Below are 17,995 nucleotides of genomic sequence, written 5' to 3'. Positions count from 1 at the left end.
GGCTTTCGTGACATCCCCATTGACTATAAATCTCTGGCTAGAGAGCAATTATTCCGCCAGCAACAAGATTTCCCCACTTCTTCAATTTTTGACAAAACGACTCCTCTCTCAAAAGAAAAATCCCCATTCCAAAGGAACAGGGATTTCGTGGATGATGCAGGGATCGAACCTGCGACCCGCTGATTAAGAGTCAGCTGCTCTACCAACTGAGCTAATCATCCGATTGCGAACCCAAATATAGCAAGGCGATTTTCTTTTGGCAAGGGAACATCGACAAAATGATGAAATTTTTCAGAGAAACGCGAGTCCATTTGGGATGTTTTGACTAGTTCACTTTGGCAAAGCTGTCGAGAACCGCTTTGTGCACCTTTCCATTTGTCGCCACGGCGCTGTAACCTTCATAAATTGAATGCAGCGGTTTTCCCCCGTCGTCAAACAAGTCGGTTTCACCGTTCAAAAGGGAGAAGCTCCCGCCCGCTTCGGACAAAAGAAGCGGAAAAGCCGCGATATCCCAAAGCGACACGATCGGATCCACCATCGCTTCGGCGCGACCTGTCGCCACCAGATAGTACCCGTAACAATCTCCCCAGCCGCGGTAAAGTGCCGAAGCGCGCCGGTATTTTTCAAACTCTGCGGATAGTCCCCTATCGTCAAAGGTATTCACCGTCCCCGAAAGCACTAGAGACTTGTCCATTTTCGCAACGTCCGAAACCTGCACTCGGGTTTCTCCTAAAAAGGCTCCCCCGTTTTTTACCGCATGAAGCCGTTTTTTTTGAGCGGGCAAATTGACAATGCTCACGAGCGGTTCATTTTTTTTATATAAGCCTATCAGAGTTCCAAAAAGGGGAACGCCTCGGATAAAAGATTTCGTTCCATCGATAGGATCGAATATCCACTTGCATTCCGCATCGGGATTTTCGATTCCAAACTCTTCGCCGATAACGCCAAATTCAGGGGTTTCTTGTGCAAAGACTTGCCGGAGAACTTCTTCGGCTCCTTTGTCCGCAATAGTCACCGGAGTATTGTCCGGTTTCCACTCTACCGCCAGATTGGAATCAAAATGCGAAAGGATGATGCGTTCAGCAAGCGTGACCGCTCGAATGGCGACTTTTTCCAGCTCTTTCAACTCTGCGGTTTGCATAAAATTACAGAGCCTTCCATTTTTGAACCAGGTCCACAAAAAGCTGGTTTTCTTCGGGCTTGCCGATGGTCACCCGAATCCATTCCGGCAAGGAAAAGCTTTTCAAATGACGGACGATCATGCCGTTCCGCTCCAGATATTCCACCAGTTCCTTGCACTTTTCGCCGATTTTAATGCACAGGAAATTAGCCTGCGTCGGCAAAACGACAAATCCGAGTTTTTCCAAATGGCTGGTCAAGAATGCTTTTCCCGCTTCGGTCACTTCTAAGGAAAGCCGAATATGCTCGTCGTCCAACAAAGCGGATTCTGCGGCGGCCTGCGCCGCGATATTCACGTTGAAAGCCGGTTTCACTTTCCAGATTGCCGCGCTGACTTCCGGACTGGCAAATGCGAAGCCGATCCGAATTCCCGCAAGGCCATAAATTTTGCTGAAAGTTCTGTTTAAAATCAAATTGGGATGGGATTCCATCTGGGAAATCAAATTCGGGAAATCCGCGGCGGTTGCAAAATCCAGATAGGCTTCGTCCAAAAAGACAAGAATATCTCGAGGAAGCTTTGCCAAAAAATCGAGCAGTTCCTTTTCGCTGTAATAAAAGCCGGTGGGATTATTGGGATTGCAAATAAAAACCATTCGGGTTTTAGGCGTAACCGCTTGAAGATAGGCGTCTAGCGACGGGCGTTCCGGGGACTGGGAAACCGAAACGTATTTGGCACCATAAAGAATCGCTGTCGCCCGATAAACGGAAAAAGTCGTCGAAATTCCTAGACATTCGTCGCCGGGTTGCAAAAACGCTTTCCCCACCATATCGATGATTTCATCCGAGCCGTTTCCCAAAACGATTTGGTTTTTGGGAACTCCAAACTTGGCGGCAATCGCTGAAATCAAGTGGGGCGCATTTCCTCTTGGATACAAATGCAAAGACGACGCCATTTCACAAAAAGCCTTTTGCGCTTTCGGGGACGGGCCCAACGGATTCTCGTTGGACGCCAGCTTCACCGCGCTTTGCAAACCGTATTGTTCACAAATTTCTTCTATGGATTTTCCGGGTACATAGTCAGAAATGTTTTTCAATTCAGGACGAGTTTCAATCATAAAATCCTCGGTCGGCAATTTAGAAATTCTTGTCGTATATCGCTTGCAAAGCTGCCGTTAAATAGGCCAAAGGAGCGTTCCAATTAATGGCGACTTCATTGGTTGCGTAGCTGCAATCATCGTCCAAGTAAGCCAAGGCGGGCAAATTCGCCGAAGCGTAATTCGGGCATTTCCAGTGTTCCTTTCCCGTGAGGTCAATATCCTGTTTGCCCAAGTGCGGGCCGCCGACAAGCATTCCCGGTATAGGTTCATCCACAAAATCCGCTTCGCTAATTCGATGGTGCGGATTTTTGGGGCTTCGGTAACCGAATCCCGTTACATAAGTGATGTTCAGCGGATTTCTGCCCAAAAGATAGTCCAGAGTTTGCTGCGTTGCGTTCAAATAATTTTTGTCTTTGGTCAATAGGAACGCCTGCAAAAGAAGAATGCCATTATTGGCTACCGCGCTGTTGCTGCCCCAGTTCCAATTCCACGAGTGCATAGGCAAACGGTACGCACTGGAATCGCCGATGGCGCGAAGGGCATTCGCTTCTTCTAAAAGAATGGTCCTCGCCGACGAAGAAAGTTCCTTTCCAAATAAATTCGGATTTTCCGCAACTCGGAAAACGGAAAGCATGTTCAAGTCTCCCCACCAGGCTCCATTCCGCGTAAACGGATTTTCTTTCAAATCGTCCAAATACGTCTGTTTTGCAGTCGCCAGATACAACTCGGCACTGGCAAAACGGAATTCATCGCGACCGTCTTCGTCTTTAGGCATATAGCTGCCGGTGTTTACATTCGCCGGTTGTTTGTAAAATTCCTGGGGATTCTTTTTTGCCCATGCGTATGCTTTTTCCGCCGCTTGCCGCGCTTTTTGGCTAAACGCCAAATCAAACGGAGCGTAGATGACGCTGGCCAAAGCCATTACTCCTGCAAAATTTAAAGAGGCGGTTACATTTTTGATGATGGCGTATCGCTTCGCAGTATCTTTGTCGGGCATGACGGATCCGCTAAATTTTAAAGTCGTTACTTTGTGATAAACGCCGCCGTCTTCGGCTTGCATGGAGAGCATCCAATCCAAATTGTAGCGAATCTCTTCCAGCAAAAGGGGCCACTTTTTTTGATGCCTAGGAATATTCCAGGAAAGCGTATCCATATAATGAGGAAACTGCCGATACAATTCCAAAAGAGTCCATACGGTGATTCCCGAATTGACGACATATTTGCCGTAATCGCCCGCATCATACCAGCCGCAACGGGAAGAAATCGTTCGACCGGCACCTTTGCCACCTGTTTCGGCATCCGTCCCATAAATAACCACCTTGTTGTCATGATGTCCGGCCGATCTTGCCCATTTTCCGGCATACTCGGCTTCTAACGCCATTCCCGAACGTTGAAAATAGAACCACTTCAATGCCGCTTTGGAAATTTCCTCGTAGGGTTTCTTTGCTATTACAAGAGGATTCCCAACAAATTCACCACCGCGATAAAGTCGATAGGTTCCAGGAATTTTGATGGAGGAAATATCAAAAACCTGAGTTTCTTCACCGCTGTATTCCCAATCCCAGACAAGGGGCGCGTTCAATTTTAAAACCCGCTTTCCCTGTAAATCATACACTTCCAACGGGTTGGCGTCGTTTCCAGGAATCACAATTTGTTTTTGGGCTTCTGGGGTATAACCTAATTGATTAAAAAGCGGAGCCGCCGTAGCGACCGAGAAAAAAATCCATGGGAATAAACAGGCTTTCATATTTTGAATATAATTATTGGGATTCTGTCCATTTTTTGAATTCCGCGCGAAATGGATACAAATGCGAACTTTCTTTGCGAAAAGAGCTCTTGCCATCCCCTTTCTTCTCCATTATTTTTCTTGCGTCAATTTCTCAGGCAGAAATTGCTTACTCGGCAAATAAAGAAACTCGAAGTCTTGAATCCCTTCTATCGGCCAAGAACTCCCCCGCTTCCTCAATATCGCCGAAATCAAAAGTTGCTCGCTAGCGAACTCACTCAGCATTTTTTACAGAAAAAGGCTCCGACAAAATCGGAGCCTTTCCCAAGGAGATGTTCTAGAGAAACGAAGTTACTTGGTCGCCACAGCGATTTTCGCCATGCCGGTCATGCGTTCGCGGAGCCACGCACCGATGATCTCGGTCGGGTGCTGGCGAATCGCCCTGTTCACTTCGATGAGTCTTTCATTATCCACGCCGGTGTCCTTGCCTGCACCATAGACTTCGCCCAAGTCTTCCTTGGTGATCTGTTTCATAAAGTCTTGAAGCAGAGGAACGCAGCGGTTCGCAAACAGGTAGCAGCCGTATTCGGCGGTGTCGCTGATGACGCGGTTCATTTCATAGAGCTTCTTGCGGGCGATAAGGTTCGCAATCAGCGGAATTTCATGAAGCGTTTCATAGTAGGCACTCATCGGCTTCATGCCAGATGCGGTCATCGTTTCGAACGCCAGCTCGGAACCCGCCTTGAGCATCGCGACCATCAGAACGCCGCGGTCAAAGTATTCCTGTTCCGTGATTTTGGCGTCGCTGGCTGCCGTCTTTTCAAAAGCGGTATTGCCGGTTTCTTCGCGCCAGCGGAGCAAGTCCTTGTCGCCCGCGTCCCAGTCTTTCATCATCGTCGAAGAGAACTCTCCCGAAATGATGTCGTCCTGATGACGGCGATAAAGATCCTTCATGATTTTCTTGAGTTCCACGGAAAGTTCGTAGGCGCGAATCTTCGCCGGGTTGGAAAGGCGATCCATCATATTGGTGATGCCGCCGTGCTTCAGCGCTTCGGAAACGGTTTCCCAGCCATACTGGAGAAGCTTGGCTGCATACGCCGGTTCGATGCCTTCCGAAACCATCTTGTCGAAACCGAGAAGGGTACCAGTCTGCAGCATTCCGCAAAGAATCGTCTGCTCGCCCATCAGGTCGGACTTGACTTCGGCGATAAAGGAGCTTTCGAGAACTCCCGCCCTATCCGCATGAAGGCCTGCGGCATAAGCCTTGGCATAATCCCAGCCCTTTCCTTCCGGATCGTGATCCGCCTGGACGGCAATCAGACAGGGCATACCGAAACCGCGGACATATTCTGCACGGACTTCGGAACCCGGCCCCTTCGGCGCGCACATGATAACCGTGATGTCGTCGCGAATCTGCTGGCCTTCTTCGATGATATTGAAACCGTGGCTGTAAGAAAGGACGGCACCCTTTTTCATGAGCGGCATGATTTGCGGAATCACATTATGGTGCTGCTTGTCCGGTGTGAGGTTCAAAACTAGGTCGGCACTCGGAATCAATTCCTGATAAGTTCCCACCTTGAAACCGTTTTCCGTCGCATTCTTGAAAGAAGCGCGCTTTTCCTGAATCGCCGCTTCGCGGAGGGCGAAAGAAACGTCGAGGCCGCTGTCGCGAAGGTCGAGTCCCTGGTGAAGGCCTTGCGCTCCGCAGCCGATAATGACAATTTTTTTACCTTGAAGTGCTTCGGTTCCGCGAGAGAATTCGGAAGCTTCCATAAAACGGCAATGACCCAATTCCTCAATCTTGGAACGGAGAGGAAGTGTATTGAAGTAGTTCATTTTATCACCTCTAATGTGTTTGCTACCGAGGACAAATGTAGCAAATCCCGCTGAAAATTTCAGGATTCGAAAAGAAAAGGAGGAAGGAAACGCCGAAGAATCCAAGGAAAGGTGCCTTCATGGCGCAGAAAGAACGATTTCGGGGACGGGCCGGCGGATTAAAGGATTCTGGTTCCGGTAGGTAGCCCGAATCCAGGCGGCGGAACGCGTGTTGCGGCTCACATGAAATTCGTCTATCACACCTTTAAAATAATGGGTGACCAGATCCGTCGGGTCGTCCGCCGGGTAAATCAACTTGCCGATGGCAAAAAGGCTGTCGGTGGAACGCGTCGCCGTGCTGCTGCCTATCCGCGGCGAAGAGGAAGCGACTTCCCCATTCACATAGAGCACGGCGCCGTTCGAATCCTGAACAACGGCGAGATGTGTCCATTCTTCGAACGCTTCGGAAGAGTCCATATACCAGTATCTTGCGGAATTGCCGGAGGAATCCAAAAATTTCGTCGGTGTAAATTTCATAGAGCTAGCTCGATGCACTAGAACCCGCGAAATACATCAGGTGGTATTGCGATGCGCCCTTGCGAAGACCACCCGGGACATATCCAGCCCTTCCATTTTAACCCAGACGGAAAAAGTCGCCGAACTCTGGAGGGTCAAATCGAAAGCGCCTGTCGCCGAATTCGGAATCGTCACCGAGCCTTTATTGCCGCTATAATAGAGCGCACCGCCCGCCGCCGCTTCCTCCGCAACGGACACCTCTTCGGGAATACCGTCAAAACCGTTACCAGTCGCATCCCATACCTCCGAATCCCCTTCGTCAAAATGCCAAGCAGCGATAAAGCCGTCCGAAAAGACGTTTTCCAAAGTCCGGGAAGATGCTTCCGCGTTTTCTTCGAACGACAAAAAGAGCGTGTCCACGGCATTTGCGCGCAATTTGCTCACCCGAGCCCAGAAGGCGAAAGTCCCCTTTTCCGCATCGGCATAGGAGAGCGAAAGCGGAAGGGTGTCGCCGCAGAGTACGGCATTCCATGCGCCTTGAAGACGGTCCAAACCACGGAAGTCGTAATCCGAAGAATCCAGACGGATTTCCAGCGGGAAATTGCGCAAGTCTTCGTCCAGGGCGATTCCCGAAGAGGTCATGTCGAGCGGAATGCGGAAACGCAACGAAACGGAATGGAAATGCACGCTTGTGACTGAGTCGGCGACAACCAGAACAGGTTCGTTTACCTCCAGAGAATCGCCGGAATCCGCAACGAAAATCAGCGGGCAAAGCGAATCCGCCGGCAGAGAATCCACAAAAAGATGCCCCTGTTCCACGGTGACCGGGCGGAAAATCGTCGTCCCCGGTACATAAACCACTCCCGTTGTCCCATTTTCAAAATTTCCCGCACCCAAGCGGACGCTTCCCGTATTTTCCAGATAGCCTAGGATATTTGCATTTTCCGCATCTTTTGAAATGCCCATTTGCACCAGCTGTTTTCCCGAAACGGAATCCACGGCTTCCAGGGTAAAAATTTCGGCGGGCGAAGCGGAAAATTCGAAACGGCCCAAGGAATCCGTCCAAGTCGTCCAAAGGGAATCGACGGAATCGCGCCATACAGAAAAATCGTCGGGAACGAGCAGGACGCGCACCCTTGCGGCGACCGCCCCGTCAGCAAAATAAAGAACGCCGGCGATTTCCGGATTCCCAGATTCCGCACTGTTTCCAAGCGATGTCCTCTCGTCGGAACAGCCCGCTCCCCAAAACGCGGCAAGAAGAGCCACGAAAATCCATAACAAGCGATAATTTTTTTTGCCGTATCATCCCATTTACCTAAAGGAAATATACATCCAAAAAAGGGGTGCGCCATAAAAAGAAGAGTCTCTGTTGTCCGTGGACAATGGGAAAGGGATTCTTCAACCCAAAACGCTTCCCCGGAAGGGAAGCGCGGTTTGGAAACTCGGATTTAGTCGATGTCCTTTAAGCAGCGGACGGAGAGGCCGTAGGACTTGTCGGTGCCCCCGGTGGTGTATGCAGTCTTGTAGTCATAATAGATGCTCATATAATAGACTTCATTATCGAAGTTCTCGCTCTCCGAGGAACTCCAAAAGTGGGCCCAGTAGCGTACTCTTGAGAAGTTACCGATACTATCGCGCCAACCCGCCGGAAGAGCGGAAAAACCGTAAGCGTCTGTGCCGTAGCCTTCTCTATACCAGCCGCTTGTAGACTTGAGTGCCTTTCCTGCAATAGAGGTGCCACCAGCAGTTTTAACCAAGGTGTTGAATTCGCTTTTGCTGGGCAAATGCCAGCCATCCGGGCAAACGCCCCGGACCACGGTCGCCGAGCCTGTCGCACACGTCGATCCGAAACCGCAGCCCTTGCCCAAGTTGCCAAATATCGCAGCACTGTCCATCGCAGCGCTCCACAGGTAGATCCTACCGTATTTGGCGCAGGAATCCGCGCTGTTATCGTAACAGAAACTGGAGGCGTTTAGGCTAGACGTCTTTTGATTGTAGGCAAAGTTCAAATTTTTAGCCATCCAAATTTGCTTTCCAATGGAAACAAAAGGATATTCTTGCGAATCCCGAGAATCAACAAAGCTTCCTGAGGATAACCAATTCCCATTTTGACAGAAAAACGCACTATCATTCCCAGCCGCCGCCGTCCCCTCAGTAGAAGACGAGCAAGCTTTTTTGAGATAAATTTCCCGAGCAGTAACCCCAGCGTTCCAACCGCCATAGGTGCATGCGAATCCATTTATCACCGTATCCAAGCGCACCGTAGCCAAACATTCTTTCCCTGTAATCATTTCCTCTTCCGAAGCTTTTCTAAAGTAATAAGAGGTATCAAATACGGTAGAATATTTTCTGCAAAGAAATCCATTATGTACCGAATCCGCCACATCGGCTCTACATACAGAGCCAAATGCAATTTCCGCTTCGCTTGCTTCACGCCATCCCGTGCTGTCGCATGCATATTCATTCATTACGGAATCTATAAGTGCAGCATTGCATATTTTGTTTGTGGCTATTTCTCCTGCAGTTGCAGTCCTCCATCCCGTATTTTCGCAGACGTAGCCATTCATCACAGAATCTAAAATTCCATTTGAGCAAACTCTCCCGGTCGCCTTTTCCGCTTCGCTCGCTTCACGCCACATATTGCAATCTTCGGCGGTCAAATTTCCGGCAAGGAATTTTTCGTAAAGGGCATCGCTTGTCTGGGAACATTTGGTAAGCGCGGCTTGGATGGTTTCGCTGTCGGCGGAAGAATCGACCATCACTTCGCAAACATAACCATTTGCGACAGAGTTAGCAATGGCTGCGGTACAGACCTTCCCGGTCGCGATTTCCGCCGCGCTCGCCGTCACCCATTCGCCGGATTTACAGACCTTGCCCTTCTCCACGGATACGACGTTTTCGGTGGATTCCAGACAGGCGGCGCCCATCTCCACTTCGCCGGACGAGGCTTTCTTCCACTTGCCGTCCAGGCAGAGCTTGCCTTTCAGCACCTGCGCGTTCAGGTTGCCCGTGCAGGGGACGCCGTTGTTGGAGAGGTCGTATTTCGACGCCTTCACCCATGTGGAAGTATCGCAGACGAAGAGGGTGTCGAAGGTCTTCAGGTTGAAGTTCGTTTCCGCTCGAACGCTGTCCTGCATTTTCAAATCGCAGATGCCGAGGAGCGATTTCTTTAAAATTTCCCAAGCAAAACCTCCGTTATTCGCGCATACAAAAAGGCTGTCGCCTTTCTTCAAGTTCGGGTTCGGTTCCGTCCGGATGGAATCCAGCGAGTCCGCGTCGCACTTTCCGAGGCCGCTGGTCATAACGGCAATCCAGTCGTTTTCCGCCGCATGGCACACAAACCAGTTCAGCGTATCGCCGTCCACCTTCTCCGTGCAGAGCTTCCCGGTCGCCGCCTCGCCCGCCGTCGCCTCGCGCCAAATCTTTTTGCTTCCATCGCACACATAGCTCGAGTCGAACGCCGTGGAGTGCAGCCCGAAGAGGCGGTGCGGGTTTTCCTCCTTCACTATCTCGCCTTCATTCTTGTCCGTGCAGTTGCCAAGGCTGGTCGTCGTGTCCTTTTCCCAACCGCCTTCCGTGCAAATGTAGAAGTTCAAAGTGTCACCGTAGAGGGTCGAATCGCAGAGGCGTTTTGTTGCGCTTTCCGCTTCGCTTGCCATTCGGAAAAATTCACCGTCGCATACGTAGAGCGGGAGCGCCTTGTCCGCAGAATCCGCCACAAAAAGCCCGTAATTGCCCGCATCGCAGACGACTCCCGCCGCCTGTTCGATAGAAGAAGCTTCAAGCCAGAGCGAGTCCTTGCAGACATAGGTTTTCACGTTTTCCTTGTCGCTGGAATCCGTCGCGAAGCTCCCATAATTTTTATAGGTGCACAGCGCCTTCGCCGCCAGTTCGGCCTCGCCCGCCTCCCGCCAGAGGTTCCCCGTGCAGACGTAGTGCTTGACTTTCTTCTTGTTCGTGGAGTCGTCCCGGAACTCGCCGTCCAGGCTTTCCACGCAGGCGTTCTTCAGCGCGACTTCCACGTCGGTGGCCGGTCGCCACGCGCTGTCCGCGCAGACCAAGGACTCGCCGTAATTGGCCAGCGCCTTGTGGGTCTCCTTGCGGACCGTTCCCGCCGCCGCCAACGAGTCCGTGCATTCGCCCACTCCCGGAACCGGGTTCCACGCGCCCGATTCGCAGACGTAGGAGCCCTTCATTTCCTCCACGAAGTAAGTGTCGCCCTCGAAGGCCGAAAGGCACTTGCCCAAATCTTCGACGGTTTCGACGGAGCCCTCCTCCTTTTCGCCCTTGTCGGAACCGGAGGAGGAGTCATCGCCACAGGCGGAAAGGATAGCGGTCACTGCGACAAGCACGGCAAACATTTTGAAGGGGATTCTGGACATGGGCAACTCCTCTGTAAAGCTTTCTTTTGTTAGGAAAGATAGGAATCTTACAAAAACGAGTCAAGGCGTTCTCCTCTCCATAATAGACCGATTTTCCGTCCCAAATTCCTCTTTTTCCTGCAAGCAACATTTTACACAAATCGAGGTGGAAAAAACGTCCGCAAAAACGTTTAAAGGAGTTGGACTTTCATTTGGGAAAGTCCACATTTCAACGAGGAAATCCATGAAAGAAAACAACGCTAACGCCCGCGCTGGGCACGACTCCTATTTCCGCTCCGTCTTCAAGGCTCCCGACCGGGCCGCGGAACTTTTGCGCCTCGTCGCCCGCAACAACAGGAGCCTCGCCGAATTTCTGAAGACCGTGGACCTCTCGACCCTCACCGAAATCTCCGAATCCTTCAGCGACACGGAAAGCTTCGGCTACGCGGACCTGGCGTTCACCGTCAGAATCGCAGGCGTCGGATGCGAAAGCAACGATGTAAAAGACGGCGAGAAAACGAAACGCTCCGCTGATCTCTTGGTCGGCATCCTCGAGGAACACAAGTCCTCGAAAGACCCGAATGTGGTGGCGCAGCTCGTCAAGTACTGGTACCACATCATGGTCAAGAATCAAAGGAACATCCCCACCGTCGCCATCGTCTTCTACAACGGCAGGGAACATTGGGAACTGGACGTGCGAACCATGTTCCCTGACTACCCGGAATACTACCACCGCATCGGCCTGCCGTTCGTGCTTGAACTTGTGGACATCGGCGACAGTTTCAGCACAAACGAAATCCGGGACATCTCCCCGAAAATCGCGCTTGCCCTCGTAGCCATGAAATACGTTTTCCACAGCGAGAAAATGCACGCGCACTTGCAGACGGCGATTAAAACTCTCAAGGAGCTTCCGCGCGAAGAAGCGGAAAGTTTTCTCACGCAGACTTTTCTATATTTGAAGAAGCTGCTCCCTAAAGAAGAGAAAGAGGAATTCAAAATGGACTTCATCAAGACATCCGAAGCCTACGGCTACGAGACCATCGCCGACGCCGAAGAGAAGGCCCTCGCCGCAAAATACGAGGAGGGGCGTGATGAAGGCTTCGGGATCGGATTTGAAAAGGGTCGTGACGAAGGTATCGGGATTGGTATGGAAAGGGGACGGGAAGAAGGCGACTTGAATGCCCGCAGGGAAATGGCGAAAGGTTTCCGCGATGTGGGAATTCCTGTAAATATCATTGCCAAGCAGACCGGTTTTTCCGAAGAGGAAATCCGGAATTTGTAATTCACATTTTCAAATCCAAGCCTCGCCTCGAGCGTTTTTTTGTAAATACGAAAAAGCCCGCCTTAAAAAAGGCGGACTCTTTTAGAAATCAGGAGAACTTCGGAAGGAAACATCTACTTGTTCCGCCGGCAAAGCCTTTGCGAACCTTTCGCCGAAGTTCTTGACCGATTACAATACCAATTTACTTAAACTTCTTTGTTCTTTCAAGGAAAAAAAGCGTGTTCCATAGACCACGATAGCATATTCCATGTTGGAAGAAATTTTGTTTGCCGTCCTTTTTCTATTTTTGGCTTGAGGTTTATATGCACATTGGACATTTTGAATACGCCCGGGTCGAAGACGTGAAGCCGCAAGGATTTTATTTAGAAGTAGAAAGCGGAGGACGAGTTCTTTTGCCCGGTTCCAAAGCCCCCGAAGGATTGCAGGAAGGCGACGAATTAGAAGTATTCATTTATGTCGATAACGAAGGCCGTCCAATAGCAACCATACAAAAGCCCTATGCGACCGTCGGCGAGTTTGCCGTTCTGGAAGTCAAGGACGTCAATGAAGTCGGCGCTTTTTTGGACTGGGGCTTGGACAAGGATCTTTTTTTGCCTTACAAGCAGCAACTCGGAAAGCTTCTGCCCGGAGATCGCTGCGTGGTCTATATTTTAGAAGACGAACGCACGGCTCGCATTGTCGCCACGGAAAAAATCAAAGCGTTTATCGACAGGGATACGCGGGATTTGCACATTTCCCAAAAAGTCGATCTGGCGGTCTATGATGTCGCTGAAGATTACGTCGATTTTCTGGTAAACTATCGTTATACGGGTCGATTGCATCTGAATTCTTTCATTCAGGACACTTTTGAAATCGGAGATTGCGGAGTGGGCTACATTCAAAATATCCGCGAAGACGGCGGTCTTTCCATCAGCCTGAAACCTGTGGGCTACCACGCGACGATGGATGCCGCAGACGACATCATTCAAAAGTTGGAAGAGGCTGGCGGTTCTCTTCCCTATTCCGACAACAGCTCTCCCGAAGAAATCCAGCAGGAGTTCGGCGTTTCCAAAAAGGCGTTTAAAAAAATCATCGGCGGACTCTTCCGTCAAGGGCGCATTTTTATCGGGAACGACGGCATCCGTCTTGCACCTAAAAAAGAAAATCGGCGATTTTCCCATCAAAAGCCGCGTAAAAATTTTCGCAAACACCCGTAATCGGAGGAAAGTATGCTTTCGTTAAAAAATGGCGTCAATTTAGGCGGATGGCTTTCTCAATGCGATTATTCAATCCATCGATATGAGACCTTTATTACGGAGAACGATTACAGGCAAATTGCAGCCTGGAATTTCGACCATGTTCGGGTTCCTTTCGACTTTAACCTCATCGAAGACGAGTCCGGAAACGATATTCCCGCCCACTGGAAATATCTGGACAACGCCGTCCGCTGGGGAAAAAAGTTCGGATTGAACGTCATTCTGGATTTGCACAAAACCGCGGGTTATGATTTTAACGATTTCGGAAACAATGAAAAAAATTGCCTATTTGACGACGAAAAATTGCAGGAACGCTTTTTGAATCTGTGGAACAAGGTTTCTAAACGCTATGCCGAAGAATCTCACGTCGTTTTAGAATTGCTGAACGAAGTCACCGATTTGGATTTTATCGAACCATGGAACAAGTTGATTGTCCGGGCGGTTCAAGTCATCCGCCAGAACACCGATGCTCCAATTATCTATGGCGGCGTCTGCTGGAACAGTGCTTCTTTTGTACAAAATCTGGTTGTGCCTCCGTCCCAAAACATCATCTACACGTTTCATTTGTATGAACCGCTTTTGTTCACGCATCAGAAAGCCGGCTGGGTAGAAGCCCTCAAAGATTCGCCGAGCATTCCTTTTACAGAAAACATTCAGTTCTTCCGTGAAAAGTCCAGAGACCTCGGTTATATGGGCGAAAACATTTTGAAGGCAAAATCCTCCCGAATGGGAACAGAATTTTTTGAAGATTTTTTGCAAAATGCGTTGGCCGCGGCAAAGGCGAACGGCGTTCCGCTCTATTGCGGAGAATTCGGCGTTATCGACAAAGCCGATCCCCAAGAAACGGTCAAATGGTTCCGCGACGTTTTGAACGTTTTTGACAAACACGATATCGGACACGCCATTTGGAGCTACAAGGACATGGATTTCGGTTTGACAAGCGCGCACTACGAACTGCTTCGCCGGTATCTTTTTTCAAGACGATAACCTTTTTTAACGTCAAATGACGCGTCTTCTGACCGTCCTTACTTTCAGTTACTTCACTTCATTAAATCCCAAATACGAACTGAATCCTAGCATATACATTGCTAGAGTTAAATTCACATCTTCGTCTCCGGCTTTGTAAAACTCTGAATGTAGCCGTTTTGTATAATCACTAGAAACGATTTATTTTGAACCTTCTTACAAAAAGAAATCCCCCGCCATAAAATGACAGGGGATTTCTTTTAAAATAGAGGGTTTTTTAGGACTTACACCGTCGTGTTCTGGCTCATGGCTTCGTAATACGCAAAGCGTGCGTCCACTTCCTTTTGCAGGTCGTCGGCCAACTGTGCGGCGACTTCCGGCTTGGTGCGGGTCAAAGCCTTGAAGCGGTTCTCGGTGTAGATGTATTCCTTCACCGGAATGGTCGGCTTCTTGGAATCGAGGATCAGCGGGGCCTTGCCTTCTGCGGCGAGTGCCGGGTTGTAACGCAAAAGCGTCCAGTAGCCGGAATCCACCGCCATCTTCTGGTGAGCGAGCTGGTTGTTCAAATCGAAACCATGGTTGATGCACGGACAATAGGCGATGATGAGCGAAGGACCGTCATGCGCTTCCGCTTCTTGGAAGACCTTCAGCGTTTGCGCATCGTTTGCACCGATGGCCACGCGACCCACATAAACGTTCTTGTAGCTCATTGCAATAAGTCCCAAGTCCTTTTTACCGGCGCGCTTTCCTGCAGCGGCAAAGAGGGCGACTGCGCCACGGTTTGTCGATTTGGAAGCCTGTCCTCCCGTATTGGAATACACTTCGGTGTCGAGCACGAGGATATTGACATTTTCTCCGGTTGCCATCACATGGTCGAGTCCACCGTAGCCGATATCATAAGCCCAGCCGTCGCCTCCGATAATCCATACGGATTTTTTGACCAGATAGTCGGCGAATTCGTCCGCCAATGTTTTGGCATCGTCGCTGCCGATTTTCTGAAGTTCCGCCTTCAACTTGGCGACATTTTCACGCTGAGCCTGGATGCCGGCTTCGTCTTTTTGCTCCTGCGTTTTCAATGCGTTAACGAGGTCGGCAGGAAGCTTGTCTGCGAGGGAGTCCAAAAGATCCACCGCCTGTTTTGCATGCTTGGAAACGCCGAGGCGCAAGCCTAAACCAAATTCGGCATTGTCTTCAAAGAGGCTGTTCGCCCAAGCAGGGCCGCGTCCGTCCTTGTTCTTTGCCCAAGGAGTCGTCGGGAGATTGCCGCCGTAGATGGAAGAGCAGCCTGTCGCATTTGCGACGACCATGCGGTCACCGAAAAGCTGGCTTACCAAACGGACGTAAGGCGTTTCGCCGCAGCCCGCGCAAGAACCGCTAAATTCAAAGAGCGGTTCCAGAAGCATCGCCTGCTTGACCAGATTCTTATTGACCTGGGTGCGGTCAAATTCCGGGAGATCCACAAAGAAGTCCCAGCACTTGCCTTCCTGCACTTTAATGGGAGCCTGCGGAACCATATTGATGGCTTTCTTGGTTTCGTCGGTTTTGTCCTTGCCGATGCAAGCCTGCGTGCAAACGCCGCAGCCCGTACAGTCGTAACTGGAAACGGAAAGAGTGAACATCGGCTTTTCGGAACCCGCAAGCTTGTAGCCCTTTGCCGCCACGGATTTGAATCCTTCTGGCGCATTGGCGAGTGCGGATTCGTCCACAACTTTGATACGGATCGCTGCATGCGGGCAGACCATCGCACACTTGCCGCACTGTACACAGACGTCCGGATTCCAGCTAGGAATCGCCAAAGCGAGGTCGCGCTTTTCATATTTGGTCGTGCCCGTCGGGAACACGCCATCAACCGGCATTTTCGAGACGGGCAGTTTTTCGCCGTTGCCGCGGATGATTTCCGCAGTGACTTCGTTCACGAACTGCGGGGCGTCGCCGTGAATGGCTTCGCGGAACTCCGTTTTGCTCGTTACCGCATTCGGCACTTTGACTTCGTGGAGGTTCGCGAGAGAGGCGTCGATTGCGTCCCAGTTTTTCTGAACGACTTCCATGCCTTTCTTGGCATAGGTCTTTTCCGCATACTTCTTGATGTATTTGATGGCGGTATCTGCATCCAAAACGTTGCCGAGCTTGCTGAAGAAGCAAGTCTGCATGACGGTATTGATCCGGCGTCCCATTCCCGTTTTCGCAGCGACGGCATAGGCATCAATGACATACACCTTGAGATGCTTGGCAATAATCGCTTCTTGTACGGGGCGAGGGAAAGTGTCCCACACGGTTTCAGCAGAATGCGGCGTGTTCACGAGGAATGTCGCCCCATCCTTCGCATATTTCAGCATATCGACCGATTCCAAATGCGGCGTGTGATGGCAAGCCACAAAGTCCGCCTGATTTTCTTCAATGAGATAAGGCGCGTCGATAATGGACTTTCCAAAACGCAAGTGCGAAGTCGTCATGGAGCCGGACTTTTTGGAGTCGTAAACGAAATAGCCCTGCGCATAATTGTCAGTCTCGTTGCCGATAATCTTGATGGAGTTCTTGTTGGCGCCGACAGTGCCATCGGAACCCAGACCAAAGAACATCGCCTGGAAGAAGTCGCTTTCGAGCTTGAAATTCGGATCGACATCCAAACTAGTGTGGCAAACGTCATCGTTGATGCCCACCGTGAAGCGGGTTTTCGGGGAAGCCTTGGCGAGTTCGTCAAAAATCGCTTTGACCATCGCCGGCGTAAATTCCTTGGAAGAAAGGCCGTAACGCCCGCCGATAATCGACGGAAGCGCAATTTCGCCTTTCATCGCTGCACCGGAAATCGCCGTGATCACATCTTCGAGAAGCGGCTCGCCTGCGGAACCCGGTTCCTTGGAACGGTCGAGGACGGCAATTTTCTTTGCGGTTTTAGGCAGAGCGGCGACAAGCTGTTCCGAGGGGAACGGACGATACAGGCGCACAATCAGCACGCCGAGCTTTTCACCCTTCTTATTCAGATAGGCGACCGTATCCTTGATGGTGGAAGCGGCCGAGCCCATCACGACGATGACGCGTTCCGCATCGGCGGCCCCGACATAATCCACCAGATGATACTGGCGACCGGTAAAGCTCGCCACTTTGTCCATATATTTTTGGACGATTGCCGGATACGCTTCGTAATATTTATTGACCGTTTCGCGACCCTGGAAATAGACGTCCGGGTTCTGGGCTGTTCCGCGCATGGTCGGACGATCCGGAGTCAGCGCGCGTTCGCGGCAAGCCTTGACATATTTTTCATCAATGACCTGACGAATGACGCCGTCTTCGAGAGATTCGATTTTCATCACTTCGTGCGAAGTACGGAAACCGTCAAAGAAATGCATCGTCGGGATTCTGCCTTCCAGAGTGGAAGCGTGGGCGACGAGCGCCAAGTCCTGGCATTCCTGTACGGAAGAAGAGCTCAGCATGGCAAAGCCCGTCTGGCGGCAGGCCATCACGTCGGAATGGTCGCCAAAAATAGAAAGGCCCTGCGCGGCAAGCGAGCGGGCTGTTACATGGAAAACCGTCGGGGTGAGTTCACCCGCAATCTTGTACATATTCGGAATCATCAGGAGAAGGCCCTGAGATGCCGTAAAGGTGGTCGTCAAAGCTCCCGCCTGAAGTGCTCCGTGCACCGTTCCTGCGGCACCGCCTTCGGACTGCATTTCGAACACGCGGGGAACTTGGCCCCAGATATTCTTTTTACCTGCCGCACTCCAGTTGTCCGCATGCTCGGCCATCGGGCTAGACGGGGTAATCGGATAGATAGCGGCGACTTCGCTTACTTGAAAAGCTACGTTGGCGGTGGCTTCGTTACCGTCAACGGCAATCATCTTTTTTGCCATAGGTAGGATACTCCAAAAATTAAGTAAACA

The 17,995-nt window shown here is 50.8% G+C and carries 11 protein-coding genes and 1 tRNA gene; 3 read left to right on the top strand and 9 right to left on the bottom strand.

The window, feature by feature from the left end; genetic code table 11:
- Positions 1-148: 148 nt before the first annotated feature.
- The 8 genes from BGX14_RS00530 to BGX14_RS00495 form a co-directional block, all read right to left on the bottom strand.
- Positions 149-221 (bottom strand) — tRNA-Lys (locus BGX14_RS00530).
- Positions 222-325: 104 nt separating this feature from the next.
- Entirely contained in the window at positions 326-1,141 is an 816-nt protein-coding gene (locus BGX14_RS00525) for an inositol monophosphatase family protein (protein WP_095878764.1), read from the bottom strand.
- A gap of 4 nt (positions 1,142-1,145) precedes the next feature.
- A complete protein-coding gene (hisC, locus tag BGX14_RS00520) occupies positions 1,146-2,234 on the bottom strand; it encodes a histidinol-phosphate transaminase (RefSeq protein ID WP_073306109.1) in 1,089 nt (362 codons plus the stop codon).
- Between the two features lie 19 nt (positions 2,235-2,253).
- Positions 2,254-3,963, bottom strand: coding sequence for a glycoside hydrolase family 9 protein (locus BGX14_RS00515; RefSeq protein ID WP_095878763.1), 1,710 nt, complete (start codon positions 3,961-3,963; stop codon positions 2,254-2,256).
- A gap of 330 nt (positions 3,964-4,293) precedes the next feature.
- On the bottom strand, positions 4,294-5,778 hold the full coding sequence (gene ilvC / locus BGX14_RS00510; RefSeq protein ID WP_073306105.1) for a ketol-acid reductoisomerase: 1,485 nt from the start codon (positions 5,776-5,778) through the stop codon (positions 4,294-4,296).
- A 117-nt stretch (positions 5,779-5,895) separates the two neighbouring features.
- Positions 5,896-6,294 carry a LamG domain-containing protein gene (locus BGX14_RS00505; protein ID WP_095878762.1) on the bottom strand — a complete coding sequence of 133 codons (399 nt, stop codon included), beginning with the start codon at positions 6,292-6,294 and terminating at the stop codon, positions 5,896-5,898.
- Positions 6,295-6,330: 36 nt separating this feature from the next.
- Entirely contained in the window at positions 6,331-7,554 is a 1,224-nt protein-coding gene (locus tag BGX14_RS00500) for a hypothetical protein (protein ID WP_158223180.1), read from the bottom strand.
- Positions 7,555-7,721: 167 nt separating this feature from the next.
- Positions 7,722-10,655, bottom strand: a complete 2,934-nt coding sequence (locus BGX14_RS00495; RefSeq protein ID WP_095878760.1) for a fibrobacter succinogenes major paralogous domain-containing protein — start codon at positions 10,653-10,655, stop codon at positions 7,722-7,724.
- 223 nt (positions 10,656-10,878) lie between these two features.
- Here BGX14_RS00495 and BGX14_RS00490 point away from each other — a divergent pair, with 223 nt between their 5' ends.
- The 3 genes from BGX14_RS00490 to BGX14_RS00480 all read left to right on the top strand — a co-directional run bounded on the left by BGX14_RS00490 (position 10,879) and on the right by BGX14_RS00480 (position 14,138).
- Complete coding sequence (locus BGX14_RS00490; protein WP_158223179.1) at positions 10,879-11,916, top strand: Rpn family recombination-promoting nuclease/putative transposase; 1,038 nt, start codon at positions 10,879-10,881, stop codon at positions 11,914-11,916.
- 302 nt (positions 11,917-12,218) lie between these two features.
- Positions 12,219-13,112: a S1 RNA-binding domain-containing protein gene (locus tag BGX14_RS00485; RefSeq protein WP_095878758.1), complete on the top strand. Its 894-nt coding sequence runs from the start codon at positions 12,219-12,221 to the stop codon at positions 13,110-13,112.
- 12 nt (positions 13,113-13,124) lie between these two features.
- Positions 13,125-14,138: a glycoside hydrolase family 5 protein gene (locus BGX14_RS00480; RefSeq protein ID WP_095878757.1), complete on the top strand. Its 1,014-nt coding sequence runs from the start codon at positions 13,125-13,127 to the stop codon at positions 14,136-14,138.
- A 263-nt stretch (positions 14,139-14,401) separates the two neighbouring features.
- Here BGX14_RS00480 and nifJ read toward each other — a convergent pair whose 3' ends face one another.
- Entirely contained in the window at positions 14,402-17,965 is a 3,564-nt protein-coding gene (gene nifJ, locus BGX14_RS00475) for a pyruvate:ferredoxin (flavodoxin) oxidoreductase (RefSeq protein ID WP_095878756.1), read from the bottom strand.
- Between the last annotated feature and the right edge of the window lie 30 nt (positions 17,966-17,995).

Origin of the sequence: Fibrobacter sp. UWS1 (assembly GCF_002300445.1) — a bacterium.
GTDB classification, from domain to species: Bacteria; Fibrobacterota; Fibrobacteria; order Fibrobacterales; family Fibrobacteraceae; genus Hallerella; species Hallerella intestinalis.
The sequence above is the reverse complement of the archived record's forward strand: the minus strand, read 5'-3'. Positions and strand labels throughout refer to the sequence as shown.

What these genes read in the sequence shown, in the direction of transcription:
- BGX14_RS00515 (WP_095878763.1), bottom strand. Translation starts at nt 3,963, where the DNA reads ATGAAAGCCTGTTTATTCCCATGGATTTTTTTCTCGGTCGCTACGGCG.
- hisC (WP_073306109.1), bottom strand. Translation starts at nt 2,234, where the DNA reads ATGATTGAAACTCGTCCTGAATTGAAAAACATTTCTGACTATGTACCC.
- BGX14_RS00480 (WP_095878757.1), top strand. Translation starts at nt 13,125, where the DNA reads ATGCTTTCGTTAAAAAATGGCGTCAATTTAGGCGGATGGCTTTCTCAA.
- BGX14_RS00505 (WP_095878762.1), bottom strand. Translation starts at nt 6,294, where the DNA reads ATGAAATTTACACCGACGAAATTTTTGGATTCCTCCGGCAATTCCGCA.
- BGX14_RS00485 (WP_095878758.1), top strand. Translation starts at nt 12,219, where the DNA reads ATGCACATTGGACATTTTGAATACGCCCGGGTCGAAGACGTGAAGCCG.
- nifJ (WP_095878756.1), bottom strand. Translation starts at nt 17,965, where the DNA reads ATGGCAAAAAAGATGATTGCCGTTGACGGTAACGAAGCCACCGCCAAC.
- BGX14_RS00525 (WP_095878764.1), bottom strand. Translation starts at nt 1,141, where the DNA reads ATGCAAACCGCAGAGTTGAAAGAGCTGGAAAAAGTCGCCATTCGAGCG.
- ilvC (WP_073306105.1), bottom strand. Translation starts at nt 5,778, where the DNA reads ATGAACTACTTCAATACACTTCCTCTCCGTTCCAAGATTGAGGAATTG.
- BGX14_RS00490 (WP_158223179.1), top strand. Translation starts at nt 10,879, where the DNA reads ATGAAAGAAAACAACGCTAACGCCCGCGCTGGGCACGACTCCTATTTC.
- BGX14_RS00495 (WP_095878760.1), bottom strand. Translation starts at nt 10,655, where the DNA reads ATGTCCAGAATCCCCTTCAAAATGTTTGCCGTGCTTGTCGCAGTGACC.